We start from the raw sequence: 25,710 nt of genomic DNA, 5'->3' as shown, positions 1-25,710 counted from the left end.
GATCGGTGTGTGACGACCAACCTTGACGCCCTTCTGACCGCACTCTACGTCCACCTGGACGACCACGTCCTGCCTTCGCGCGAACAACCCGTCAAACGCGGCCCCAACCGGCTTCTCACCGACGCCGAACTCGTCTGCGTCGCGGTGGCCCAGGTCCTGCTGCGCCATGACTCCGAACGTCACTGGATGCGCGCTGCCCCCGCCCGTATCGGCCACCTCTTCCCCCGCTTGCCCGGCCAGTCCGAGTACAACCGCCACCTGTGCGATCTGGGACCGGCCCTGCTCACAGCAGCGAGGTGGCTGGCCCGGGCCGTGCCCACCTGGTGGGAGCGCCTGCGGCTGATGGACGGCACCCCGGTGCGCTGCGGCGCCTCCCGCGTCACCGTCAACCGCTCCGGCCTGGGTGAGATCGCCGGGTACGGGATGGACAAGTCCCACCACGCCTTCTACTGGGGCGCCAAGCTCATGCTCATCACCACCGCTGAGGGGGCCGTCACCGCCTTCTCCCTGGCCCACCCCAAGGAGCTGGACGAACGCAAGCAGGCCCTGCACCTGCTCCACGTCCACGACTGCGCCCCCGGCCCAGGGCCAGTGCCGATCGTATGTGACAAGGGCTTCGCCGGAGCCGGCATCGAGACCGCCGCGGAGGAGGTGGGCCATCTGCTCATCCGCCCGGTCCGCCAGGACGAGCCCGAACCCGAGGTGAAGGTGTTCCCCTCCCGGCTGCGCCAGCGGATCGAGGCCGTCATCTGGACGCTGAAGAACCAGCTCGGCCTGGAGCGCCACGCCGCCCGCACCACCGAGGGCCTGTGGGCGCGCACCTGCCAGCGGGTGTGCGCGCTCAACGCCGCGATCTGGCACAACTGGCTGATCGGGGCCCCGGTCAAGCGGTCATTGATCGCTTACGACCACTGACCAGGGCACCAATTCCCCATCAACGATCTAGGTCCTGTTTTTTGAAAGGTCTGCGGGGCGGGCTGGTCTTCGGTAATCCTTGGGATTCATGGTCCGACGCCATGAACTCACCGACGCCGAGTGGGACCTGCTCGCCCCGCTCATGCCCGCCCACCCTCGCAAAGGCAAGCGGTGGGCCGACCACCGCCGCGTCATCAACGCCATCCTCTTCCGGACCAGAACCGGTATCCCCTGGCGCGACCTGCCCGAACGCTACGGCCCCTGGGAGACCGCCGCCGGACGCCACCGCCGCTGGTGCCTGGACGGAACCTGGGACAGGATCGCCGAGCGGCTGCGTATCGACGCCGCCACCGGCCGGCCCTTGGACGTGGGAATCGACTCCACCCTGGTGCGCGCCCACCACCACGCCGCCGGAGCGGCGAAAAAGGGGACGCGGTTCGGGAGGAATGGGACGGATCCGAAGCGCTGGGCCGGTCCCGGGGCGGGCTGACCACCAAGATCCACCTGCTCGCCGACTCCCGCCGCCGCCCCCTTGCCATCGCAACCAGCCCGGGCCAGCGCGGCGACACGTTGATGTTCGCGCCGCTGATGGGTGCGCTGCGGCTGCCGCGGACCCGGGGCCGGCCCCGCACCCGTCCCGACCGCCTGCTGGGCGACAAGGCCTACTCCTCGGCCGCGATCCGCGCCCGTCTGCGGGCGCGCGGCATCAAGGCGACCATCGCCCAGCCCGCCGACCAGCGGGCCAACCGGCGCAGGCGCGGATCACGGGGAGGCAGGCCGCCGGCCTTCGACCGGCAGGCCTACCGGGGCCGCAACACCGTCGAGCGCGCGATCAACCTGCTCAAGCAGAACAGGGCGGTCGCGACCAGGTACGACAAGAGGGCTGCGGTCTATGACGGAACCGTCCAGCTCGCCTCCATCCGCATCTGGCTTCGCGACCTCACTAAATCAAAAAACACTGCCTAGCACGGGGCCGCGGGAGGCCGGGCGCGCCGCCCCGGCTCCCGGCACCCCCTGTGGTCCCGGACGGCGGCACGGCGGCCGACCGGCCGTGGTGTCGACCGCCGAGATCGTCCGCGCCGGCCGCGCGCTGGGCATGCGCCGGCTGGGCGTCAACGCCGTCGCGGCGGAGCTGGGTGTGTCGGCGACGGCGCTGTACCGCCACATCGAGGGCCGCTGGGAGCTGGAGCGGCTGGTCGGCGAGAGCCTGCTGGCCGACCTCGTGCTCCACGACGACCCCGACCACGGCATCGAGCCCCACCTGGTGTCCTTCGCCGGGCAGTTGCGGGGCTTCCTGCTGGCCCACCCCGGCCTGGCGGGCTACCTCCAGGTGCTGTTCCCGCGCGGCGAGTCGGGCATGCGGCTGCTCCTGCACGAGACGGCGGCGCTGGAGCGGCGCGGGTACTCCGCCGAGGCGGCGATCGTGCTCGCCTCGGCGGTCGCCTCCCTGGTCACCTGGTCGGCGCTCGCCGAGGAGCGCGACAACGCCGTGGACGAGGCCGGGTACCAGCGCGAGCGCGAGGCCGTGGTGAGGATGCTGCTCGACGACGCCCGCCTGGGCCCGGCGCACCTGCGGCTCCCCTCGGTGACCGGTCGGGAGTTCTCCCGCCTGCTGCTGATCGCCGAGATCCGGGGCCTGCTCGCGGTGGCCCCGCCCGGGCGCGCCGTGCACGAGATCGTCGCCGACCTCGACGCCGCCGGAGACCCGTGGTGACCGGGCGCGCGGCACACCACCCCCATGTGATCCCCGCACCCCAGGGAGGGAAACCGTGAGCAAGCGGAACGAGGAGCCGGGCCCCGTCACGCGCGTGGCCGGCTGCGCGGCGGCGCTTGTGGTGGTCGTCGGGCTCCCCGCCGGCTGCGTCTACGGCTTCGTCCAGTGGACCAACCGCCCCCTCCACCAGACGGCCGAGAGCATGGACGACTACAGCACCCTGTGCCAGGGCCGCCCGATCCCCGGCGCGGCCGAGTACACCCCCGGCTCGGGGCCGCACCCGGTCGCGGTCTTCGAGGACGTCCGCAACGCCGAAGCCACCTCGCTCAGCCGGGTGCCGCTCAACGTGGACCGGGCCGACGACCCGTTCAACCCCGCCGCACCGGGCGACGTCCAGCTCGTCGCCTGCACGGAGCGCACCGACACCGGCGAGGAGGTCGCCACGTGCGAGTTCACCGGCGAGTCCGCGCCGATGCGCAGCGCCACCGTGGAGGTCCGGGTGTATGAGGCGCGGACCGCTGAGGAGGTCGGTGAACCGGTGGAGATGGTCGGCGAGGACACCGACTGCCCCTACATGGTGACCTTCGAGGGGTCGCCCAAGCTGTTCACGATCCCCTCGGAGGACCAGTACACCTCCGCGCTCGGCTCCCTCGTCAACGGGTGAGAGGCGTCCGGGGCGGTGGCCCTCGGCGCCGATGGACGGACGGCGCCGAGAACCGCCCCGGCGACCGGCGGTGTCCCCGTTCGCCTGGGAGCGACCCGCCCCGCCTGCTGGAACTCGACTGGTCCGGCGACCTGCTGCGCTTCGAGCTGCACCCGGTGGGGGAGGGCACCGAACTGGTGTTCACCCAGACCTTCGACCAGCTCGGCCGCGCCGCCCGCGACACCACCGGCTGGCACGTGTGCCTGGACGCCCTGGGCGCCCACCTCGACGGCGCGAGCCACGAGGCGGCCGGGGAGTGGCGCCGGCTCAACGCCCACTACGCCAAGGAGTTCGGCCCCGAGGCCGCGACCATCGGCCCGCCCGAGGGCCACGAGCCCGCATAGATCCCGGTGGGAACCGGCGCCCCGGTCAAGCGGTCGATGACGGCTTGACCGGGGCGCCGGTCCGGGGGAGTGGACGGGATTGGACCGGAGTCAGGCGGAGCCAGGCGGAGTCGGGCGGAGCGGGGAAGCCCCGGCGTCGCCACCGTCCCGTCCCGCGCGCGCCGCGCGGTGCCCGCGCGCTCCGCGCCCCTCAGCGCGCGACGGCGCCGGTCGGGGGCGCGCGGCTATGCTGAGCCCGTGACCACCGGCAAACCCCCCACCAGCCACGACGTCGCACGGCTGGCCGGGGTCTCGCAGTCCACCGTGTCGCTGGTCTTCCGCGGCGCCGCGCGCGGGCGCGTCGCGCCGGGCACCCAGCAGGCGGTCCTCGACGCCGCGCGCCGCCTGGGCTTCCGGCCCAACGCCGACGCCCGGCGGCTGCGCGTGGGCGGGCCGCGCATGGTCCTCATCGCCATCCCCGACATCGTGAACCCGTTCTTCGCGCGGGTCTTCACCGGCGCGCGCGGCACCGCCCGCGAGGCCGGGTTCCAGGTCGTGCTCTCCGTCCAGCGCGACCTCGCCTCGGTCGCCGCCGACGTGGCCGGCCAGCGGGTCGACGCCGTCCTGGCCTGCTCCCTGGACGACGGCGGACGGCCCCTGGACGACAGTGTCCCGGCCGTGGTGCTCGACGCCGAACCGCCCCAGGGCATGGGCGCCGTCCGCTTCGACATCGCCCCCGCGCTGACCGAGGTCGTCGACCACCTGTACCGCCTCGGCCACCGCGACATCCTGCACCTGCGCGCCGACGTGGACACCTCCACCTTCCGCGAGCGCGCCGCGGCAGTCGACGCCGCCTGCGCCGCGCGCGGCATGCGCCGGGCGCGCGCCGCCGCGGCGGTGGACCGCGACGCCGCCCGCGACACCGCCCGCGCCGCTCTTCGGCGCGAACGCGCCGCCGGTCGCGCGGTCACCGCCGTGGTCTGCGACGACGACATCCTCGCGGTCGGCGCCTACAAGGCCGCGCAGGCGGAGGGCCTGGCCGTTCCCGGCGACCTGTCGGTGACCGGCGTTGACAACGTCGACCTCGCCCAGGCGCTCACCCCTGAGTTGACGACCGTCGACCTGCCCGGCGAGACCCTGGGCGCGCTGGGCATGCGCCGCCTGCTGGCGGCCGTGGACGGCGCCGACCAGGCGGCCGAGGTCGTGCGGCTGCCGGCCCGCCTGCTCATCCGGGGGTCGACGGCGCCGCCCCCGTCCCGCTCGTCGGGCTGAGTGTCCCCGTCCCGCGCGGCTCACGCACCCGCAGCGACAGCAGCGCCGCCAGCAGGGTCGCCGCGGCGGCCACGACGAAGGGGGCGACCGGCCCGGCCAGTTCGACGGCGGCTCCCGCCGCCGCGCTGCCCAGGGCGTTGCCGCAGACGAACATCGAGATCAGCCACGCGAACGCCTCGGTGGCGGTGCCGGCCGGGGCCGCCCGTCCCAGCAGCAGGAACGTGCACGCCAGCGCGGGCGCCAGGAACAGGCCCGACAGCGCGGCGAACACCGCCATCAGCGCGGTGCCGGGCATCAGCAGCAGCGGCAGGTAGCCCAGCGCCAGGCCGCCCAGCAGCAGCCGGAACCGCACGGTGGGGGAGAAGGGCATCGGCAGCGCGCCGTAGAGCAGGCCGCCGACCAGCGCGCCCAGCCCGTTGGCGCTGAGCAGCAGTCCGGAGACGTCGCGCGCCCCCGCCGCCTCGGAGTAGGCGACCGCGCCCACGGCCAGGGCGCCCAGCGCGGTGCCCACGAACACGAAGCACACGACGACCCGGCGCACCCGCGCCGACATCAGCGGCCCCAGCCAGTTGGTGCGGCGCGGCACCGGCCGCCAGCGCCGCACCGGCCGCAGCGCGGCGAACGCGGCGGCCCCCGTCACCGTGATCACGGCGGTGGCCACGACCGCGCCCACCGGTGCGAACGGCGCGGCCACGGCGACCACCAGCAGGGGCGCGGTGACGAAGATGACCTCCTGGAGCGCGGCGTCCAGCGAGTAGGCGGTCTCGCGCTCCTGCTCGTCGGGCACCAGGTCGGGCCAGATGGAGCGCAGGCACGGCTCCAGCGGCGGGGTGGAGGCCCCGGCCAGCGCCGTCAGCGCGAGCGCCGCCGCCAGAGGGGCGTCCGGCGCGAGGGCGAGCCACATCAGCGTCCCCGCCGCCACCGCGCCGCTGACCACCAGCACGACCGGCTGCCCGTAGAAGTCCACGAGCCGCCCCAGCACCGGCCCGCCCACGGCCGTGCCCACGCCGTAGACGGCCACCAGCACTCCGACGGTGCCGAAGGGCACGCCCTCGTCGCGGAACAGCAGGGTGAGCGCGAGGGCCACTATCCCGTGGGGGAGGCGGCCCACGATGTTGATCGCCAGCGCCGAGGGAACGTGCGCCCGCCGCAGCAGCGCGAGGTAGGAGCCGAGCACGAAGCCGCCTTTGCCTGGGTGGGTGTGGTGAAGGTGAGAGCGGGTGGAGGTGGGGGGTGCGATGCGGAGGTACCGGTAACCGAGTACTACGTAGTACTTGCCATGGTTCGAGCCTGGCACACCCGGCGCCGCAGCGGCAACCGCCTAATGCTCACCGCTCCCAGGGAACGGTGGGGAGATGGGGGCGGCGGGCATCGGTGCCCCCTGCGGCCGGCGGAGGCCACGACGGCGCCAGCGGCGGCGGGTGGTGGGGCCGAGCGGCCGTCGGTGGGGCGGCGGGTGGTTGGGGGTGTGACGGGGGTCGGCGAGGGCGGTGGGGTTGGTGGTTGGGCTGGGCCGTCATCGGTGCCGCCCGTGGGTGGCTTTGCTTGGCGACGGGAGCGGCGACGGCGGCGGGTGGCCGGGCATGCGAACCAGCGGTTCCGTTGCGGTTGGCCGGGGTGGCGGCGAGGGCGCCAAGGTCGTCGGGGATTCGGGTCGGCGGTTACCGCCCCTGCCGGTGGGTGGCTTTGCTGGGCGACGGGAGCGGCGACGGCGGCGGGTGGCCGGGCATGCGGTCAGCGGCAAGGGCGGCGGCCGCTCGGGTGACCTCGGGATTATGGGGAGGTGCGGGGCCGCTTTGCCGCCTGTCCGTCATTTGTGCGAGGTGGGAGTCGCGTGCCCGAACACCAACGGGCTGCTGCGCTACTCCTTCCAAGGGGGCATTGGCCCCTGCAATCTCACATGGCGAGGCGGAAAGACCTTTTTGCGACCACGTGCCGCTGGGGGTCGCCGTTTCGACCGGAGGGCACTTGCGTCGCTCCGACGCCGCACCCCGGTGGACCGGCCACGCCGCTGCGGCCACTTGGTCGGCGAGGGCGGCGCGGGTGGCCGGGGCGGGTGCAGGAAGTTCAGGGCGCCGAGACCGTCATCTCGTCGGCCTACGCTCGATTGCTATGGGCTGATTGCCCGATTTGTTCATTCATTCGACTCTCACTGGGGGCATGGAGGCCGCTGGTGCGCTCACGGTGTCCGCATAATGAGACAGTGTGGGTGCTGCGAGGGTTGCTTCGGGGCTTATGTCGCTTTTCAGGGGTGGCGAGTATGTATTCACGGTCGTTCGGGCGGCCGTGGATGCTAGATCGTCGTGAAAGGCCCCGATTTTGTCTCGCCATGTGAGATGCAAGGGGGTGAGTGTCCGGTTTGCCCGGTGCTGTCCGTTGGTGGGGCGCGCGGAACGGGGGACGGTCGTGCTCGACCGGTCCGGCCCCGACCCCGCAGGCGCACGCCGCCCCGGGCGCGTGGCCGCCTCCGGCTCGCCATCACTGTGGCCCTTGTGAGGTGTCTCCCGTGCTGCCCCGCTCTCCTCGGTCGGGGCAAAGGGGCGACTTCCATGACAGCGCCGCGCTGTGCGCCGAGGACATTCGGGTTTCCTCGACCGTCCCTTCACATGCCACCTGAGCAGAGACAGGACCATGAGAGCTCGCGCCACCGCGCGCGGTGGCGCCCCAGACCGGCCCGGCCCCGGCCGCACCGCCGAGCGGCCGTCTCTCCCGTCGCCGCCGCGGCCACCCGTTCCGCCGCCGATGATCGCGGGCTGTGGCCGCGCCCGGCCTCGGTGCCCGATGCCGCCTCGACCGTCCGCCCTGCCGGTCGGTGGTCGCGTGCCCGGCCCCGCGCTCGGCTTCGGCCGCGTCGCCACCTCGGCCGGCGGACCCGGGGACCGGTGGTCGCGTGCCTGACCCCCGCTTGGCCTTGGCGCCTCGTCGGGGCCGAGCCACGTGCCGGCAGTCCCGGTGGGCGCGGCGCCTGACCCTGGTCGGCCTCGGTGCCTCGTCTGGGCCTTCGCCCTCGCCCGGCGGGAGCGGTGGGCGCCGGCCTGGCCGCTGGCTGCCGTGGGCGCCTCGTCGGGGCCTCATCCTCCGCCGGCCGTGCAAGATGGTCGCGGCGCCGCACACGCGCCCCCCGTTGCCGCCCCGTTGGGGCAGGGCCGCCCTTCCCGTGTCCGGTGTCCGCCGCGCCCGGCCCCTCGCCAGCCGACGCCCCCCCGAGTCGGCGTCCCTGTTCCCGCCGATTCCCCCCCCCGAATCCCTCCACCCATCCCACCCCATGCCACCCCACCCCCCTCAGCCGGCCTCAGCCGGTACCGGCAGGGGCCGCGGCCGTGGCCGTGCAGGCGGCCGCGATCGCCGCCGTGTCCCAGTAGAACGGGCGCACCTCGCGGATTCTCCCGTCCTCGACCGCGATCGTCTGCAGGATGGGGAAGGCCAGATCGCGGCCGGTGGCGCGGGCGCGGGCGTGGACCTGGGTGAGCACCACGGCGGTCGGTCCGGTGGCCAGGAACGCCTGCTCGGCCATCGCGAACGACTCCCACGTCCGGCTCATCGCGTGGAAGAACCGCGCCAGCCCCGCGTGCCCGCGCCACGTGCCGCCGTAGGGCAGCGCCGCCGCCTGATGCAGCTCCACGTCGGGAGCGAAGTAGGGGGCGAGGATGTCGAACGAGGCCGCACCGGGTCCGCCCGCCGCCAGGTACCGCGCCTCGGCCGCGTACATGCCGGTGAGGACGGCGGTCGAGTCGGTGTCGTATGTCTTTGTCATGGGACCAGGGTGGACGGCGCGGTCGGACCTGTCCGGCGGGGATCGGACACCGTTCTGCCGCCCCTTCCACCCGCCCCGACCCGTCACTAGGCCGGCTCCTCCCGCAGCCGGCGCAGCATCGGCGGCAGCGGCCCCTCGTGGACCACGGTCAGGCGGCGGGTGGCGCGGGTGAGGGCCACGTACAGGTCGCGGCCGCCCGCCGCCGACGACGCGGCCACCCCTACCGGGTCGACCACCACCACGGAGTCGAACTCCAGCCCCTTGCTCGCGCCCGGGGTCAGTACCGCCACCGCCGCGTCCAGCGCCCCGGGCCCTGCGTCGGCCGCAGCGGCAGGCAGCAGCGCGGCCACCTCGGTGTGGCGGTCGGGCGGGGCGATGACCGCCACCCGCCCCTCGCCGATCGCGGCCAGCTCCTCGGCCACCAGCTTTGGCAGGCGCGCGGGCAGGTCGGTGTCAGCGACCCGGACGGCGCGCGGCGGGTCGCCCCCGGCGCGCACCGACTCCGGGGCCCGCTCCCCGGGCGCCGCCTCGGCCAGGACGTCGGCGGCCACCGCCATGATCGGCGCGGGCGTGCGGTAGTTGACCAGCAGCCGCTGCTCGCGCAGCCGCCTGTTGGCGTAGCGGCCCAGCATGCCGCTCCAGGACCGCGCGCCCGCCGGGCTCCCCGTCTGCGCGGTGTCGCCCACGACCGTGAGCGAGCGGGTGGGGACCCGCCGCATGACCACGCGCCAGGCCATCTCCGACAGCTCCTGGGCCTCGTCCACGATCACGTGGCCGTAGGCCCATTCGCGGTCGGCCGCGGCGCGCTCGGCGGTGGTGGCGGCCGGGGCCGCGCCCCGCTGCCGCTCGGCCAGCGTGTCGGCGGCCATCAGGCCGTCCTCGAACAGCCCGGTGTACTCCAGCACCCCCTGGGCGTAGCGCTCCTCGTCGGCGCGGCGCCGGCGGTCGGCGCGCTCGGCGGCCAGGTCGGCGCTGTTGTCGGCGCCCAGCAGCTCCGCCGCCTCGTCCAGCAGCGGGACGTCGCCGACGGTCCACGGCCCGCCGGCCGGGCGGTGCAGCGCGGCGCGCTCCGACTCGGTGAGCCCGGCCCGCGCCCCGACGCGCTCCAGGACCGCGCGGTCGGCGAGCAGCCGGCCGACCAGCTCCTGGGGGGTGAGGTGCGGCCACAGCCCGTCGATCGCGCGCCGCACCGGCTCCTCCTGCCACAGGGCCTGGGCCGTGTACCGCAGGTCGGCCTCGTCGGCGGGGCGGTCCAGTTGGCGCGCCTGGTCGCGCGCCAGCGCCTCCAGCAGGCGGTTGACGACCAGCTTGCGGGCCATGTTGTGGGGCAGCGGCAGCGCCCGCGCGCGGTCGCGGACCGAGCGGCACACCGCGGCGGGAACCCGCAGGCGCATGCCGTCGGCCGCGACCACCAGCGCGGAGCCCGGGCCGGTCCCGCCCGGCTCGCCCGGCACGCGCTGGCGGTCGGCCACCGCCGCCTCCACCAGCGCCGTCATGCGCAGGGAGCCCTTGACCACGGCGGTCTCCGGAGGGTCCTGGGCGGTGGCCGCGACGCCGGGGAAGAGTTCGCCCACCGTGCGCAGCACCACGTCGGTCTCACCGAGGGACGGCAGCACCTCGCCGATGTAGCGCAGGAAGGCCGGGTTGGGCCCCACGACCAGCACGCCCCGGCGCTCCAGCACGGCGCGGTGGGTGTAGAGCAGGTAGGCCGCCCGGTGCAGGGCGGCGACCGTCTTGCCGGTGCCGGGGCCGCCCTGCACCACCAGCACCCCCGCCAGGTCCGACCGGATGACCCGGTCCTGCTCGGTCTGGATGGTGGCGACGATGTCGCGCATGCGGCCGGTGCGTCCGCGGCGCAGCCCGGCCAGCAGCGCCGCCTCGCCCACCAGCGTGCGGCGGTCGGAGTCGCTGAGGCCGTCGAGGTCGAACACCTTGTCGTCCACCCCCGTCACCGCGCGGTCGCGCATGTGCAGGTGGCGGCGGCGCACCAGGCCGTCGGGCGAGACGGGGGTGGCCGAGTAGAAGGGCCGGGCGGCCGGCGCCCGCCAGTCCACCAGCAGTGACTCGTGGTCGTCGTCGCGGATGCCGATGCGGCCGATGTAGAGCGTGTCGCCGCCGTGGTCGGGGGCGTGGTCGATCCGGCCGAAGCACAGGCCGTTCTCGACCGCCGAGAGCCGCGCGGCGCGCGCCGCCTGCTCGGCGACGGTGGCCTCGCGCTCCATCAGCGCGGCGTAGCCGCCGGCGCCGCCGCGCGCCAGCGCCGCGGTGAGCGCGGAGGCGGCGCGTTCGCGCAGCACGTCCAGGCGGGCGTAGACCCGGTCGACGTGGTCCTGCTCGGTGCGCAGGGCGGCACCGCGGCCGGGGGAGGGGTGTGACGGCCGCTGCGGGGCGGGCGACTGCTCGGCTACCTAGTCGGTTTGACGCTGCTCCATGTCTGTGGTATGCTCCTTAATGAGATATGCTCTCATCTATATTTGAGCCAATCGAGCGTAGCAGAACCGCGTGTCGCGATCCAGGCGTACACCCGCACCGCCGACCTCCGATGCGCTATGCTTCCTCCATGCGAATCGCTCCGACCCCACCCCAGTGGTGGCGCCGCCCCTAGGCGGCGCCCGCAGGTTCGCGATTCCACCAACCAGCGCACGACCGCCCGCACCGGCGGTCGTTTTTCGTGTTCACGGCCCCGGTTCGGCGGCGCCAAATCCGCACCGTCCACGTGTGAAAAGGACCGGCCGTGACCCCAGGTACTGACTCCGCACCGTCCGAGTCGAGCCGCATCGCCTACCGCACCGCCGGTGGGCTCGCCGTAGAGCGCACCGCCGCGCCCTGCGACCCCGAAGTCCTCACCGCGCTCGTCCAGGCCGTCGAGCACCGCCGCGGCGGCGTGCTCTCCTCGGGCATGGAGTACCCCGGCCGCTACAGCCGCTGGCACCTGGGCTACGTCGACCCCTGCGTGGAGGTCGCCGCGCGCGGGCGCCGCGTCACCGCCGTCGCGCTCAACGACCGCGGCCGGGTGCTGATGCCGGTGATCGCCGCGGCCTTCGCCGAGCACGGCGCCGCCCGCAGCGGCGACCCCGACCGCCTTGAGGTCACCGTGCCCGAGCCCGGCCCCGGCGAGTTCTTCACCGAGGAGCAGCGCAGCCGGCGGCCCAGCGTGTTCTCCGTGCTCCGCTCCATCGTCGCGCTCTTCTCCGCCGAGGACGACCCCCACCTGGGCCTCTACGGCGCTTTCGGCTACGACCTCGCCTTCCAGTTCGAGCCGATCGAACCGGTGCTGGAGCGCCACCCCGAGGACCGCGACCTCGTGCTGCACCTGCCCGACGCCATCGTCGTGCGCGACCGCAAGCGCGAGACCTGCCTGCGCTACACCTACGAGTTCACCCGCGAGGGCGCCGCGGCGGGTGCCGGGCCCGCCACCACCCACGGCCTGCCCCGCGCGACCGAGCCCACGCCCGCCGTGGTGCCCGCCGAGATCCCGCCCCCGCCCGAGCCCGGCAGCTACGCCCGCATCGTCGAGAAGGCCAAGGAGCGGTTCGTCCGCGGCGACCTGTTCGAGGTCGTGCCCGGCCACCGCACCTACGGCGCCTGCGAGTCGCCCGCCCGCTTCTACGAGCGGCTGCGCGAGCGCAACCCCGCCCCCTACGAGTTCTTCTTCAACCTCGGCGAGGGCGAGTACCTGGTCGGGGCCTCGCCCGAGATGTTCGTGCGCGTCAGCGGCGCCCCCGGCCAAGGCCAGCGCGTCGAGACCTGCCCCATCTCCGGCACGATCGCGCGCGGCGACGACGCCTTGGGCGACGCCGAGAACATCCGCGAGCTGCTGTCCTCCCTCAAGGAGGAGTCGGAGCTGACCATGTGCACCGACGTCGACCGCAACGACAAGTCCCGGGTCTGCGAGCCCGGCAGCGTCCGCGTGATCGGCCGCCGCCAGATCGAGCTGTACAGCCGCCTGATCCACACCGTCGACCACATCGAGGGCCGGCTGCGCCCGGAGTTCGACGCGCTGGACGCCTTCCTCACCCACATGTGGGCCGTCACCGTCACCGGCGCCCCCAAGACCTGGGCCATGCGGTTCATCGAGCAGCACGAGACCACGCCCCGGCGCTGGTACGGCGGCGCCGTGGGGGTGGTCAACTTCAACGGCGCCATGAACACCGGCCTGACCCTGCGCACCGCCCACATCCGCGACGGCGTGGCCACGGTGCGCGTGGGCGCCACCCTGCTCTACGACTCCGACCCCGACGCCGAGGAGCGCGAGACCTTCCTCAAGGCGCGGGCGCTGCTGGAGACCCTGGCCCTGGACGCCGCGCCGCGCGCCGACCGCCACGAGGGCGCCCCCGCCGAGCCCGAGGCCCGCCCTCTCCCGCCGGTCGGCGCCGGCATGCGGGTGCTGCTGGTCGACTACGAGGACTCCTTCGTCAACACCCTGGCCGACTACGTCCGCCGCCACGGCGCCGAGGTCACCACGGTGCGCCACGGGTTCGACCCCGCGCTGCTGGACGAGCTGGCCCCCCACCTGGTGGTGCTCTCGCCCGGTCCCGGCCTGCCCGCCGACTTCAACACCGCCGCCCTGCTGGACGAACTGGACCGGCGCGCCCTGCCGGTGTTCGGCGTGTGCCTGGGCCTGCAGGCCATGGTCGAGCACGCCGGCGGCGAGCTGCTCACCCTGGCCGAGCCCGTGCACGGCAAGCCCGGCCGCATCCGCGTGGAGGGCGGCGACCTGCTCACCGGCCTCGCCGAGAACGGCCTGTTCACCGCCGCCCGCTACCACTCCACCTACACCACCCCCGAGCGGGTCAAGGGGTTCACGGTCACCGCCGTGACCGACGACCCGGCGGCCCCCGTGGTGATGGCGGTCGAGGCGCCCGAGGCGCGCCGGTGGGCGGTGCAGTTCCACCCCGAGTCCATCCTCACCGCCGCCGTGGGGGAGCGGATCATCGAGCGGGTGCTGCGCATGGCCAGGTGAGGCGCGCACCGGCGCCCCGCCGCCTTCGGCGGACGCGGGCGCCGGGGCGCGACCCTACGCTCGACGGTATGGACGTGAAACCGGGCAGGATCGTGATGACGGGAGCGGCGGGACGGATCGGCTCCGTCCTGCGCGCGGGGCTGCGCGCCGACGCCGAGCACCTCGTACTGCTCGACCGCGAACCGGTCGAGCCCGAGGGCGACCGCGAGAGCGCCGCCCGGGTCGACATCGGCGACCGGGCGGCGCTGGTCGAGGCGTTCACCGGCGCCGACGCCGTGCTCCACCTCGCCGCGATCCCCGACGAGGCGCCCTTGGACGACCTCCTCGACGTCAACGTGCGCGGCACCCACAACGTCCTGGAGGCCGCCCGCCGCGCCGGGGTGCCCCGCGTGGTGCTGTTCTCCAGCAACCGCGTCACCGGCAACTACCCCATCCACCACCACGTGTTCCCCGACGAGCCGCCGCGCCCCGACGGCCTCTACGGGGTCAGCAAGGTCGCCGCCGAGGCGCTGGGCCAGCTCTACGCCGACACCTTCGGCCTGGAGGTGGTGGCCCTGCGGGTGGGCTCCTTCGCGGAGGAGCCCACCCAGACCCGCCACCTCGCCACCTGGCTGAGCCCGCGCGACTGCGTCGGGTTCGCGCGGGCCGCGCTCACCGCGCCCAACGTGGCCTTCGTCGCCGCCTACGCGGTCTCGGGCAACGCCCGCCGCTTCTGGGACCTCAGCGCGGGCGAGAACGAGCTGGGCTACCGCCCGGTCGACGACGCCGCCCGCTTCGCCGGGCGGTTCGGCGACGACGACCCCTTCTGGCACGGAGGCCCGCAGGGCGGCGCGTTCGCCCGACCCGAGTCCGTGCTGCCTCACCTGCGGGAATAACGAGATCTGCGACAATCTTGGCCCGGCCCGCGTTATGCCGAGGACCCCAGGGGCAGTCCATAGGCCATGGGTATTCTCTTGCTGATACTGGGGATCATCCTCATCGTCGCCGGCGTTTTCGCGCTGGTGCGCCGCCAGCTCCTCTGGGGCATCGTGCTGATCGTTCTCGGCGTGATCGTGGCGCCCGGGCAGTTCTACCTCGGTTGACGCGGACATCCCCCGTATCCCCGAACAGGACCGAAAGAAGAAGCCGACAACAGATTCGCCCGCAGGTCCCCGGCCCGCCACCGCGGCGGGCCGGGGACCTGCCCTGTGGGCGGGCGGTGCTACGTTCGACCTGTGCCGCCCGCCGAGGCCGCCGGCCGCCACCGCGCCGCCGCGTCCTCCCCGCCGGCCCGCGCACCGCGCGCGGGCCCACCGCCCGGGCGGCCTCGCCATGAGCAACCGCCGCGCCCGCCCACGGCGCGGCCCTGGGGGAGAGAACCACGTGAAGAGCGTCGAGCCCGAGGTCCACCTGATCGCCCGGCCGCAGCTGGACTACGACGAGATCGCCCGCTACCTCGCCGACGTCGGCGGCCAGAGCTGGCTGGAGCGGCTGGACCGCGGCGAGCTGGACACCCCGCTCAACGACCCGCAGAACCTCGCCGAGTTCGCCGGCCGGCTGTGCTACCGCTCCTGGGAGCCCGGGCTCAACCCCAACGTCACCCGCATCCGCACCGACCAGGACGCCTACCTCGGCAACATCCTGGCCAGCATGCACGGCTCGGTGCTGGAGCACGTCAGCTTCAGCTTCGTGCTGCACAACGTCAGCCGGGTCCTCACCCACGAACTCGTCCGCCACCGCCCCGGCACCGCCGTCTCCCAGGAGTCGCTGCGGTTCGTGCGGCTGACCGACATCCCGTTCTGGTTCCCCGAGTGGGCCAAGGACGACCCCGAGCTGATGAAGCGCGCCACCGAGATGCTGGACCAGATGGAGCGGTTCCAGCTGTGGATGGCCGAGCACTTCGGCCTGGACGAGGAGGGCGTGGCCTTCGCCGAGAAGAAGCACCGCACCTCGTTCATGCGGCGCTTCGCCCCCGAGGGGGTCGCCACCGGCCTGGTGTGGACCGCCAACGTGCGCACCCTGCGCCACACCATCGAGGCCCGCACCGCCCCCGGCGCCGAGGAGGAGATCCGGCTGCTCTTCGGCCGCATCGCCGAGGTCCTGCGCGCCGAGGCCCCGGCGCTGTTCGGCGACTACGAGGTCACCGACGGCGCGTGGGTGCCCGCCTGGCGCAAGGTCTGATCCCGGCGGGGCCGCCCGGGAGCGCGCCCGCGGCCGCGCGGGCGGCCCCGCCGCGCCCCGACCCGCTCGGCCTCGCGCCGGGCGCATTTGGGATGGCCGCCGCGCGGCCGGGCGAGGCGCCCCAATCCCCGCCCCCGCGCGGCGGCGACGGGTGCCGGGCGGGGCGTCCGGGCGGGCGGGAGGGGTATCGCCGCTGACCACGGCCGGGGCCCCGAGGGGCCCGACCCGCCGCGCGGCCGCCGTGCGCCGCGCCCGTGCCGGGTAAGCTCGCTATTCGGACACACGGGAGGTGGGGTGGCGAGCCGAGGGAACCCGGCGCCGAGCGGCCAGCGCGCGCGAGGGCGCCGTGACTGAGATCACGACCGACCGGGTGTGGACGGTCCCGAACCTGCTGAGCATGCTCCGCCTCATCGGCGTCCCGGTCTTTCTGTGGCTGGTGCTGGTTCCCCAGGCCGACTGGTGGGCCCTGGGGGTGCTGGCCTTCGCCGGGGTCTCCGACTGGCTCGACGGCAAGATCGCCCGCGCCTGGAACCAGACCAGCCGGCTGGGCACCGTGCTCGACCCCATGGCCGACCGCCTCTACATCTTCGCCGCGCTGTTGGGCCTGGTGGTGCGCGGCATCGTGCCGTGGTGGCTGATGGCGGTGCTGGTGCTGCGCGACGCGCTGATCGTGCTGGCGCTGCCCGTCATGCGCTACTACGGCTACGGCACCCTGCCGGTGAACTTCGCCGGCAAGGCCGCCACGCTGTGCCTTCTCTACTCCTTCCCGCTCCTGTTCGTCGCCGGTTATGCCGGAATCGTCGGTGATGTGGCGCGGATTATGGGTTGGGCGTTCGCCATCTGGGGAACGGCTATCTACTGGTGGGCCGGACTGCTCTACGCGATACAGGCGACACGACTGATCGCGGAGTCGCGACGGGCCGACGGCGCAACGGGTGACGATTCCGTTTCCGGGGTAGCGGCCACGACCAGCGACAGAGCGACCGACTCCGAGCGGCCCGCCGACTAGCACCCGGCCGCGGCCGTGCCGGCGACAGCCGCGCGGCCATGCGGCACGAGCAAGAGGAAGGGAGCGACATCCCCACCATGATTACGCGCCCCAGGGCGTCCGGCCGTCCATCACGCGGGGTCTGGGGGTGGCCCCGATGAAGGCCGTCGTCATGGCCGGAGGGGAAGGCACCCGCCTTCGGCCCATGACCGCCAACCAGCCCAAACCGCTGCTCCCCGTCGTCAACCGCCCCATCATGGAGCACGTGCTGCGCCTGCTCAAGCGCCACGGGTTCGTCGACACCGTCGTGACCGTGCAGTTCCTCGCCACGCTGATCCGCAACTACTTCGGCGACGGCGAGGAACTCGGCATGAACCTGCACTACGTGGCCGAGGAGGTGCCCCTGGGCACCGCCGGCAGCGTGAAGAACGCCGAGGAGCACCTGAAGGGTGAGCCGTTCATCGTCATCTCCGGCGACGCGCTCACCGACATCGACCTGACCGACATGGTGCGCTTCCACCGCGAGAACGGCGCCAAGGTCACCATCGGGCTCAAGCGGGTCGCCAACCCGCTGGAGTTCGGCATCATCATCGTCGACGAGCAGGGCCGGATCCAGCGGTTCCTGGAGAAGCCGACCTGGGGGCAGGTCTTCTCCGACACCGTCAACACCGGCATCTACATCATGGAGCCCGAGGTCCTCGACGAGGTCGCCGCCGGCGAGGTCGTCGACTGGTCCAGCGACGTCTTCCCCAAGCTGCTCAAGGACGGCGCGCCCCTCTACGGCTACATCGCCGACGGCTACTGGGAGGACGTCGGCACCCACGAGAGCTACCTCAGCGCCCAGGCCGACGTGCTCTCGGGCAAGGTCGACGTCGAGATCGACGGCTTCGAGGTCTCCCCCGGCGTGTGGATGGCCGAGGGCGCCGAGGTCGACCCCGAGGCCGTCCTCAAGGGCCCGCTCTACATCGGCGACTACGCCAAGGTCGAGGCCGGCGCCGAGCTGCGCGAGTTCACCGTGCTGGGCAGCAACGTGGTCGTGCGCTCCGAGGCGTTCCTGCACCGCTCGGTGGTCCACGACAACGTCTACATCGGCTCCAGCACCAACCTGCGGGGCTGCGTCATCGGCAAGAACACCGACGTCATGCCCAGCGCCCGGATCGAGGAGGGCGCGATCGTCGGTGAGGAGTGCGTCATCGAGTCCGAGGCGTTCGTCTCCAACGACGTCAAGGTCTACCCCTTCAAGACCATCGAGGCCGGCGCGGTCGTCAACACCAACGTCATCTGGGAGTCGCGCGGGCAGCGCTCGCTGTTCGGCCCCCGCGGGGTGTCGGGGCTGATCAACGTCGAGATCACCCCAGAACTCGCGGTGCGGCTGGCCAGCGCGTATGCCACCACCCTGAAGAAGGGGTCGGTCGTCACCACCTCCCGCGACGTGTCGCGGGCGGCGCGGGCGCTCAAGCGCGCGGTCATCAGCGCGCTCACCGCCAGCGCCATCGACGTGCGAGACCTGGAGGTCGTGCCGCTGCCGGTGGCGCGCTACCACACCTCCCAGAGCGGGGTCGCCGGCGGCATCAGCCTGCGCACCTCGCCGGGCGACCCCCAGTCGGTCGACCTCATCTTCTTCGACGAGCGGGGCGCCGACCTCTCGCCGGCCGCGCAGCGCAAGCTGGAGCGCGTGTTCAGCCGGGCCGAGTACCGCCGCGCCTTCCCGGGCGAGATCGCCGAGCTGTCGTTCCCCTCGCGCGGGGTGGAGAACTACGCCCACGAGCTGCTGCGGCTGGTCGACACCTCCGGGGTCGAGGAGGCCGGGCTCAAGGTCGTGGTCGACTGCGCCGGGGGCACGGGCTCGCTGATCCTGCCCTCCCTGCTGGGGCGGCTGGGGGTCGAGGTGCTGACCGTCAACAACCGCCTTGACGAGGCGTCGCCCACCGACACCCTCGCCAAGCAGATGCGCGACCTCCAGCACCTGGGCGAGCTGGTGTCCTCGTCCAACGCCGACTTCGGCGTGCGCTTCGACCCGGTGGCCGAGCGGCTGTCGCTGGTCGACGAGAACGGCGAGCTGGTCGACAACGAGCGCGCCCTGCTGGTCGTGCTCGACCTCATCGCCGCCGAGCGCAAGGGCGGCCGGGTGGCGCTTCCTGTCACCACCACGCGCGTGGCCGGGCAGGTCGCCGGCTACCACGGCGTGCAGGTGCAGTGGACCCCCACCGCCGTCGACGAGCTGGCCAAGGCCGCCCAGGCCGACGACATCGTCTTCGCCTCCGACGGGCGCGGCGGGTACGTGGTGCCGGAGTTCTCCCGCACCGCCGACGGCATCGCCGCGTTCGTCCGGCTGCTGGGGCTGGTGGCCCGCACCCGGCTGTCGCTCAGCCAGATCGACCGCCGCATCCCGCAGGCGCACCTGCTGCGCCGCTCGGTGCCCACCCCGTGGGCCGTCAAGGGCAGTGTGATGCGGGCCGTGGTGGAGGCCGCCGGCGACCGCGAGGTCGACACCACCGACGGAGTGCGGGTGATCGAGTCCAACGGCGCCTGGGCGCTGGTGCTGCCCGACACCTCCGAGGCGGTCACGCACCTGTGGGCCGAGGGCCCCGACACCGACACCGCCCAGCGGCTGCTGGACGAGTGGGCCGAGGTCGTGGAGCGGGCGGAAGGCTGACCCAGGGCGGGCGGGCGCGGCCCCGCCCGCCCCCCGGCGGCCCGCGGCCAAATCCGGCCGCGGGCCGCCGTTGAATCGGGCGGTCAGCGGCGCCTCGCCGACGTCGATATGGTTTAGAGTCGAGTGTTCCCCAGCCCCGGGCACGGCGGGCTTCGCGGCGTTTCGGGGCCGGGGCTGTGACAGGTGAGACCAGCGGATGGCGGGGGATGACACCATGTAAGAATTCGCGGTGAACCGGGGGGAACATCACACTGGTCTGCCCCGTTTTCAGGAGGGGTGAGCGGTATGTCCGTTGCACCCTGGCGCGAACGACTACCAGCCGAATCAAGCACCGCCCCCGTGCGGTAGGAGGCCGAGCCGACCTATGTCGAGCGTTTACTGCACGCAGTGCGGTCACGCCGTTGCGGATGATGCCCGCTTCTGCTCCAACTGCGGTTCCCCCGTCCGTACGGCAGGAGGGGAGGCCCCGCGATCCGGCGAGCGCCGAGACTCCGTCGGCGAGACCACGTCCACGATCTCCATCTCCGGCATCCAGGCGCTTGAGGCCGAGGCCGACGCCGCCGACGACCTCCCCGGCGAGCCCACCAACGTCGACGCCCTTCCCCCGGGCACGGCCCTGCTGGTGGTCAAGCGCGGCCCCAACGCCGGCAGCCGCTTCCTCCTCGACAGCGACGTCACCACCGCCGGACGCCACCCCAACAGCGACATCTTCCTCGACGACGTCACGGTCTCCCGCCGCCACGTCGAGTTCTTCCGCCGCGGCAACGGCTTCGGCGTGCGCGACGTCGGCAGCCTGAACGGCACCTACGTCAACCGCGAGCGCATCGACGAGGCCGAGCTGGGCGGCGGCGACGAGGTCCAGATCGGCAAGTTCCGGCTGGTGCTGCTGACCAAGCCGCGCCGCTGAGGCACGGGCCGGCCCGGCCGCTCCCGGGCGCCCGGATCAGGTTTGCGCCACCCCTTCACCGGAGAGCTTTTCTAGGGAAGACCGCCACCGATGGCGCGATCGGACACACCGCGGTCATGTCGTCTGAACGCGGAATCGGGGGAGGGGCGACCAGCCCCGGTCCGGGCACCGAACCACCGCCCGGGACCGCCTCGGCCGCCTAACGCCTGGGCGGTGTACCGTGAAGAAGACGGAGCGGAGCGCACCATTCGCGGGTGCCCCTCCGGCACGACGAGTCGTGGGACGGAGCCGCAGTGAAGCACATGGAGGTTGTCGGCGTCCGAGTCGAGATGCCCTCGAACCAGCCGATCGTCCTGCTCAAAGAATCCGACGGCGAGCGCTACCTCCCGATCTGGATCGGCGCGGTCGAGGCCACCGCGATCGCCCTCGCCCAACAGGGCGTCATGCCCGCACGCCCGCTCACCCATGACCTCTTCCGCGACGTGCTCGACGCCCTCGACGCCAGCCTGAGCACGGTGAACATCACCGCGCTGAGCGACGGCATCTTCTACGCCGAACTCGTCTTCTCCAACGGTGTCGAGGTCAGTGCCCGGCCCTCCGACTCCATCGCGCTCGCCCTGCGGACCGGCGCGCCCATCTACGCCCACGACGACGTCGTGGACGAGGCCGGCGTGCCCATCCCCGACGAGCAGGAGGACGAGGTCGAGAAGTTCCGCGAGTTCCTCGACCAGATCACCCCCGAGGACTTCGGCCGCACCACCTGATGAGGCGCGGGGCGGGCGCGCGGCGCGGTGACGCGCCGGCGGCGCTCCGGCCAAAGGGCCGGTCAAGTTCGCCCCATGATCGGCCAGGGAGCCACTGCGCGGGGCGTGCGGCGGGCAGGCTCCCGCCGTGGAACCCATGCTCGCCCGCACCGTGTCCCGCCTGCCCGAAGGCCCCCGCTGGCGCTACGAGCCCAAGTGGGACGGCTACCGCGCCATCGCGGAGCGGGGTGCCGAGCGCACGCTTTTGACCTCCCGGGCCGGCAACTCCTTCACCGCGACCTTCCCCGAGGTCGCCGCGGCCGTGCACGAGGCGCTTCCGCCCGGTACCGCCGTGGACGGCGAGATCGTGCGCTGGTCGCCCGAGGGCCGGCTGGACTTCGACGCCGTGCAGCGGCGCGGCCGCTCCGGACCGGCCGCCGCCCGCCGGCTGGCCCGCACCGAGCCCTGCCACTACGTCGTGTTCGACCTGCTGCGCGAAAAGGGCGCCGATGTGGCCGCGCGGCCGCTGGACGAGCGCCGCGGCCGCCTCGCCGCGCTGTTCCGCGAGGCCGCCCAGCCGGTGCTCATGCTGGGCTGGCACACGGCCTCCCTGGAGGTCGCGCGCCAGTGGTACGAGGAGATGCCGGCCGTGGGCGTGGAGGGGCTGGTGGTCAAGGACGGCCGCGCGCCCTACCGGCCCGGGCGCCGGGAATGGCAGAAGTACAAGCGCCGCGTCACCACCGAGGCCGTGGTCGGCGGGGTCACCGGGTCGCCCGAGCACCCCGGGCAGCTCGTCCTGGGCCGCCGCGACTCCGCCACCGGCGAGCTGCGGATCGTGGGGCGCACCGCCGAGCTGAGCCGGACCGAGCGCGCGGCGGTCGCCCCGCTGCTGCGCGCCGCCGAGGGCGACCACCCCTGGCCGGCCGTGCTGCCCGCCTCGTGGGGCTCCCACCGCTCGCGGGAGTACACCCGGGTGGTGCCCGAGGCGGTGGTGGAGGTCGCCCCCGACACCGCCGTGAGCGCCGGCCGCTGGCGGCACGTCGTGCGCTACGTGCGCCCGCGCCCCGACCTGGACGCCGCTGACGTGCCCGCCGACCTCGACATCGAGTCCTAGGCCGCCCGGCTTCTCCGTCCGCGGACGGGCGGGCCGGGCGGTGCGGGGGCGCGCGGACGGTGCCCGGGCTCAGGCCGAGCGGGCCCTGCGGCGGGTGCGGCCCGAGGCGGCGCCGCGGGCGCGGGTCACCGCCTCCTCCAGCTCCTCGCGGCTCATCTTGGACCGGCCGGGGACGTCCAGCTCGGCGGCCAGCCGGACCAGCTCCTTTTTGGACAGCTCGGCGACCGGGGCCTCGCGCGGCTCGGGGGCCTTGCCGCCGCCCGAGCGCCCGCCGCCGGCGCCCTCCGCGCCGCCGCGCGCGCCGCCCCCGGAGGAGCCCCGGGCGGTCGCGCCCTCCTTGCCCTTGGCGCGGCCGCCGCCCTTGCCGCCGCCCCGGCCGCCGCTCTTGCCGCCGCCCAGGCTGGCGCGCAGCGCCTCGGTCAGCTCGACCACGTTGGTCTCGCGCGGCGGGCCCTCCTCGGCGTAGCGCACCCGCTCGCCGGTGCTCTTGGCGCGCACCAGTTCGTCCACGCGCTCCTGGTAGTCGTCGGTGTACTCCTCGGGCCTCCACTCCTCGGCCATCGCGCCGATGAGCTGCTCGGCCAGGTCCAGGTCGCGGTCGGCCAGGTCGGCCTCGGGGATGGCGGGCAGCGTCTCGGCGGGGTCGCGGATCTCGTCGGCCCACCACAGCGTGCTCAGCGCCAGCACCCCGTTCTGCGGACCGATCACGGCCAGGTGCTGGCGCTCGCGCAGCACCAGCGTGGTCAGGCCCAGGCGGCCCGCGCGCTCCAGGGCGGCGTAGAGCAGCCGGTAGGGCTTGGCCGAGCCCTTGGAGTCGGGGGCGAGGTAGTAGGCGGAGTCGTACCACAGCGCCTCGACGTCGCCGGCCGGCACGAAAGCGGTGATCTCCAGGGCGCTGGAGCGGCCCGGCGCGATGTCCTCCAGGTCCTCGGGCTCCAGGACGACGTACTCCTCGTCGCCCCCGGAGTCGTCCACCCGGGTGCCGCGCACGATGTCGGAGGAGTCGACCTCCTTGCCGGTGCGCTCGTTGACCCGGCGGTAGCGGATCCGGTCGGAGGTCCCGCGCTGGAACTGGTGGAAGCGCGTGCCGTGCCGCTCCCGGGCGCTGAACAGCCGCACCGGCAGGCTCACCAGCCCGAAGCTGAGCGTCCCCTTCCACACCGGCGATGCCATCAGGCACCTCCTCCCCGTTCGGCCGCTTTCACCATCATGCCCCCTAACAGGTAAAACGCCCGGGATGGCGGGTAAAGGAGCAAGCACGGGTGCGAACGGGGGGAGCGCCATGGCCACACAGGACACCGTGCGCGCGGGCGGACGGGCGGTGCGCCTGAGCCGTCCGGGCAAGTCGCTGTTCGGAGTGGGCGGGGTCACCAAGCGCGAACTCGCCGACCACTACCGGTCGGTGGCCGAGCCCATGCTGCGCCATCTGCGCGGCCGGCCGCTGGCCCTGCAGCGGTTCCCCAACGGCATCGACGACCCCGAGGGCGGCTTCTACGTCAAGAACCGGCCCTCCTACGCGCCCGACTGGGTGCGCTCGGTCGAGGTGCCCAGCAGCCGCAGCGCCGACAAGGAGATGATCACCTGCGACGACGCCGCCACCCTGGTGTGGCTGGCCGACCAGGCCGCGATCACGCTGCACCCCTGGCTGAGCCGGCGCGGCGCGCTGACCACCCCCGACCGGCTCATCCTCGACCTCGACCCCGCCCGCGACGACTTCCCGGCGGTGCGGCGCACCGCCTACGACGTCCGCGAGGTCATGGCCGACCTCGGTCTCGTCTGCTACGTGATGACCACCGGCTCGCGCGGGCTGCACGTGGTGGCGCCCATCCGCCCCGAGATCGACGCCGGCCAGGCCCGCGACCTCGCGCACGTCATCGCCGAACTGGTGGCCCGGCGCCGCCCGCGGGAGCTGACCACGCTGGTGCGCAAGCAGCGGCGCGGCGACCGGCTCTTCATCGACTACCTGCGCAACGGCCACGCCCAGCTGGCCGTGGCGCCCTACTCGGTCCGGCCGCTGCCCGACGCACCGGTGGCCACTCCGCTGGCGTGGGAGGAACTGGACTCCGTGGAGTCGGCACGCGCCTGGACGGTGCGCACCTTCGCCGAGCGCGCCGGCCGCGACCCCTGGCGGGATCTGGCGCGCCGGGCCCGCTCCCCGCGCCGGGCCATCGAGCGCCTCGACGTCGGCTGAGCCGCCGGGTGCCGCCCCGGGTTCGCCTACCCGTCCAGCAGATGGCGCTCCAGATAGGCGTTGCCGAACTTGCCGCGCGGGTCGTAGCGGCGGGCCAGGGCCAAAAAGTCGGGCAGCCGGGGGTAGCCCTCGCGCAGGGTCCCCGGCGCGACGGTGAACAGCTTGCCCCAGTGCGGCAGCGCGCCGAAGGGCGCCAGCCGCTCCTCGACCAGCCCCAGCACCGGCTCCACCGCCGCGAGGTCGCGGACCAGGGTGAAGTGCACGCCCACGGTGTCGCGGCCGTAGGCGGGGCTCAGCCACAGGTCGTCGGCCGCCACCGTGCGGACCTCGCAGACCTGCAGCACCGGCGCGATGCGGGCGCGCACCGCCGAGAGCGCGTTCAGCGCCGCCACGGCGTGGCGGCGCGGCAGCAGGTACTCCGCCTGGAGTTCGTCGCCGGCGCTGCTGGGCGGCGCGCCGGGGCGGAAGTGCGGCAGCCGCTCCGACCACGGGCCGGCCACCCCGCCCTGCTCGGTGCAGTTGGCCGTGTCCATGCCCGGCACCGGGTGGCGCGGGCCGCCGGCCTCGGCGGCGCCGAAGAGGCGCCCGCCCTCGGGCACGGGCGCGGGGTCGCCGACCCGCTGCTTGACCCAGACCTGGTCGATCCGCGGCGCCCGCCAGCCGGTGAACAGGCTGACGCTGTAGGCGCAGGACATGATGTCGTCGAAGTGGTCGTCCAGCACCTCCAGCGGCAGGTCCTCATACACCCGCTGCGCGACGTCGAAGGCGGGGCCGGTGCGCAGGGTCAGCGCGGTGACCACGCCCAGGGCGCCCAGCGCCACGACCGCGCCGGCGAACTCCTCGCCGGCGGTGGCGCGGTCCAGCCGGACGGTGTCGCCCTCGGCGGTGAGCAGGTCCAGCCCGGTGACCGCCGTGGCCAGGTTGCCGTTGGCGTCGCCCGAGCCGTGCGTGGCCGTGGCGCAGGACCCGGCGACCGAGATGTGCGGCAGCGAGCCCAGGTTGTGCAGGGACCGGCCGCGCCCGCTCAGCCACTGCGCCAGTTCGGCGTAGCGCACCCCGGCGCCCACCAGGACCTCGCCGGTGGCGCTGTCCAGTTCCATGGTGCGCGGCAGCCCGGCCAGCGAGACCAGGTCGCCGGGGGTGTCGGCGATGTCGTTGAAGGAGTGGCCGCTGCCCAGCGCGCGCACGCGCGCGGAGCCGGCCACGATGTCGCGCAGCTCGGCCAGGGAGGAGGGGCGGTGGACACGCTCGGCGGAGAAGCCGACGTTGCCTGCCCAGTTGGTCTCGCGCCGGTTCACCAGGGGGGG

The 25,710-nt window shown here is 74.0% G+C and carries 20 protein-coding genes and 1 pseudogene; 16 read left to right on the top strand and 5 right to left on the bottom strand.

Going from position 1 to position 25,710, the window contains the following annotated elements; all coding sequences use genetic code 11:
* Positions 1-9 precede the first annotated feature (9 nt).
* The 6 genes and pseudogenes from HNR12_RS04290 to HNR12_RS04265 all read left to right on the top strand — a co-directional run bounded on the left by HNR12_RS04290 (position 10) and on the right by HNR12_RS04265 (position 4,927).
* Entirely contained in the window at positions 10-915 is a 906-nt protein-coding gene (locus HNR12_RS04290) for a transposase (RefSeq protein ID WP_179766270.1), read from the top strand.
* An 88-nt stretch (positions 916-1,003) separates the two neighbouring features.
* Positions 1,004-1,881: pseudogene (locus HNR12_RS04285) on the top strand (IS5 family transposase).
* 85 nt (positions 1,882-1,966) lie between these two features.
* On the top strand, positions 1,967-2,629 hold the full coding sequence (locus HNR12_RS04280; protein WP_338119719.1) for a TetR/AcrR family transcriptional regulator: 663 nt from the start codon (positions 1,967-1,969) through the stop codon (positions 2,627-2,629).
* Between the two features lie 55 nt (positions 2,630-2,684).
* The gene (locus HNR12_RS04275) at positions 2,685-3,293 is read left to right on the top strand and encodes a hypothetical protein (RefSeq protein WP_179766269.1); all 609 of its coding nucleotides are present in this window, start codon (positions 2,685-2,687) and stop codon (positions 3,291-3,293) included.
* Positions 3,290-3,676 carry an SRPBCC domain-containing protein gene (locus HNR12_RS04270; RefSeq protein WP_179766268.1) on the top strand — a complete coding sequence of 129 codons (387 nt, stop codon included), beginning with the start codon at positions 3,290-3,292 and terminating at the stop codon, positions 3,674-3,676. Before HNR12_RS04275 ends, HNR12_RS04270 begins: the two co-directional genes overlap by 4 nt.
* Positions 3,677-3,913: 237 nt before the next feature.
* On the top strand, positions 3,914-4,927 hold the full coding sequence (locus tag HNR12_RS04265) for a substrate-binding domain-containing protein (RefSeq protein ID WP_179766267.1): 1,014 nt from the start codon (positions 3,914-3,916) through the stop codon (positions 4,925-4,927).
* Here the strand turns inward: HNR12_RS04265 and HNR12_RS04260 are convergent.
* From HNR12_RS04260 to HNR12_RS04250, 3 genes are all read right to left on the bottom strand, one after another.
* Positions 4,881-6,104, bottom strand: a complete 1,224-nt coding sequence (locus HNR12_RS04260) for an MFS transporter (RefSeq protein WP_179766266.1) — start codon at positions 6,102-6,104, stop codon at positions 4,881-4,883. The two genes, HNR12_RS04265 and HNR12_RS04260, sit on opposite strands and share 47 nt — an antisense overlap.
* 2,115 nt (positions 6,105-8,219) lie before the next feature.
* Positions 8,220-8,681 (bottom strand): nuclear transport factor 2 family protein, encoded by a 462-nt coding sequence (locus tag HNR12_RS04255; protein WP_179766265.1) that lies wholly within the window; start codon positions 8,679-8,681, stop codon positions 8,220-8,222.
* 86 nt (positions 8,682-8,767) lie between these two features.
* Positions 8,768-11,026, bottom strand: a complete 2,259-nt coding sequence (locus HNR12_RS04250; RefSeq protein ID WP_179770395.1) for a HelD family protein — start codon at positions 11,024-11,026, stop codon at positions 8,768-8,770.
* 389 nt (positions 11,027-11,415) lie between these two features.
* Here HNR12_RS04250 and HNR12_RS04245 point away from each other — a divergent pair, with 389 nt between their 5' ends.
* The 9 genes from HNR12_RS04245 (at position 11,416) to HNR12_RS04205 (ending at position 22,212) form a co-directional block, all read left to right on the top strand.
* Positions 11,416-13,644: an anthranilate synthase component I gene (locus tag HNR12_RS04245; protein WP_179766264.1), complete on the top strand. Its 2,229-nt coding sequence runs from the start codon at positions 11,416-11,418 to the stop codon at positions 13,642-13,644.
* Between the two features lie 68 nt (positions 13,645-13,712).
* Positions 13,713-14,519 (top strand): NAD-dependent epimerase/dehydratase family protein, encoded by an 807-nt coding sequence (locus HNR12_RS04240; protein WP_179766263.1) that lies wholly within the window; start codon positions 13,713-13,715, stop codon positions 14,517-14,519.
* 66 nt (positions 14,520-14,585) lie between these two features.
* Positions 14,586-14,726, top strand: a complete 141-nt coding sequence (locus HNR12_RS04235) for a GPGG-motif small membrane protein (RefSeq protein ID WP_179766262.1) — start codon at positions 14,586-14,588, stop codon at positions 14,724-14,726.
* Positions 14,727-15,006: 280 nt separating this feature from the next.
* On the top strand, positions 15,007-15,804 hold the full coding sequence (gene thyX / locus HNR12_RS04230) for an FAD-dependent thymidylate synthase (protein WP_179766261.1): 798 nt from the start codon (positions 15,007-15,009) through the stop codon (positions 15,802-15,804).
* Between the two features lie 397 nt (positions 15,805-16,201).
* Positions 16,202-16,813, top strand: coding sequence for a CDP-alcohol phosphatidyltransferase family protein (locus tag HNR12_RS04225; protein ID WP_179770394.1), 612 nt, complete (start codon positions 16,202-16,204; stop codon positions 16,811-16,813).
* A gap of 136 nt (positions 16,814-16,949) precedes the next feature.
* Positions 16,950-19,448, top strand: coding sequence for a mannose-1-phosphate guanyltransferase (locus HNR12_RS04220; RefSeq protein ID WP_179766260.1), 2,499 nt, complete (start codon positions 16,950-16,952; stop codon positions 19,446-19,448).
* A 364-nt stretch (positions 19,449-19,812) separates the two neighbouring features.
* Positions 19,813-20,355: an FHA domain-containing protein gene (locus tag HNR12_RS04215; protein ID WP_179766259.1), complete on the top strand. Its 543-nt coding sequence runs from the start codon at positions 19,813-19,815 to the stop codon at positions 20,353-20,355.
* Between the two features lie 293 nt (positions 20,356-20,648).
* Positions 20,649-21,119, top strand: a complete 471-nt coding sequence (locus HNR12_RS04210; protein ID WP_179766258.1) for a bifunctional nuclease family protein — start codon at positions 20,649-20,651, stop codon at positions 21,117-21,119.
* Between the two features lie 136 nt (positions 21,120-21,255).
* Positions 21,256-22,212 carry an ATP-dependent DNA ligase gene (locus tag HNR12_RS04205; RefSeq protein WP_179770393.1) on the top strand — a complete coding sequence of 319 codons (957 nt, stop codon included), beginning with the start codon at positions 21,256-21,258 and terminating at the stop codon, positions 22,210-22,212.
* A gap of 69 nt (positions 22,213-22,281) precedes the next feature.
* Here the strand turns inward: HNR12_RS04205 and ku are convergent, their stop codons facing one another.
* Positions 22,282-23,385 carry a non-homologous end joining protein Ku gene (gene ku / locus HNR12_RS04200; protein ID WP_179766257.1) on the bottom strand — a complete coding sequence of 368 codons (1,104 nt, stop codon included), beginning with the start codon at positions 23,383-23,385 and terminating at the stop codon, positions 22,282-22,284.
* Positions 23,386-23,494: 109 nt separating this feature from the next.
* Between ku and ligD the strand changes: the two genes are divergently transcribed.
* Positions 23,495-24,403: a non-homologous end-joining DNA ligase gene (gene ligD, locus HNR12_RS04195; RefSeq protein WP_179766256.1), complete on the top strand. Its 909-nt coding sequence runs from the start codon at positions 23,495-23,497 to the stop codon at positions 24,401-24,403.
* A gap of 26 nt (positions 24,404-24,429) precedes the next feature.
* Here the strand turns inward: ligD and HNR12_RS04190 are convergent, their stop codons facing one another.
* Positions 24,430-25,701 carry a D-arabinono-1,4-lactone oxidase gene (locus HNR12_RS04190; protein ID WP_179766255.1) on the bottom strand — a complete coding sequence of 424 codons (1,272 nt, stop codon included), beginning with the start codon at positions 25,699-25,701 and terminating at the stop codon, positions 24,430-24,432.
* Positions 25,702-25,710 lie beyond the last annotated feature (9 nt).

This window comes from Streptomonospora nanhaiensis, from assembly GCF_013410565.1.
GTDB classification, from domain to species: Bacteria; Actinomycetota; Actinomycetes; order Streptosporangiales; family Streptosporangiaceae; genus Streptomonospora; species Streptomonospora nanhaiensis.
This window is presented reverse-complemented; position numbering and strand designations above follow the sequence as displayed.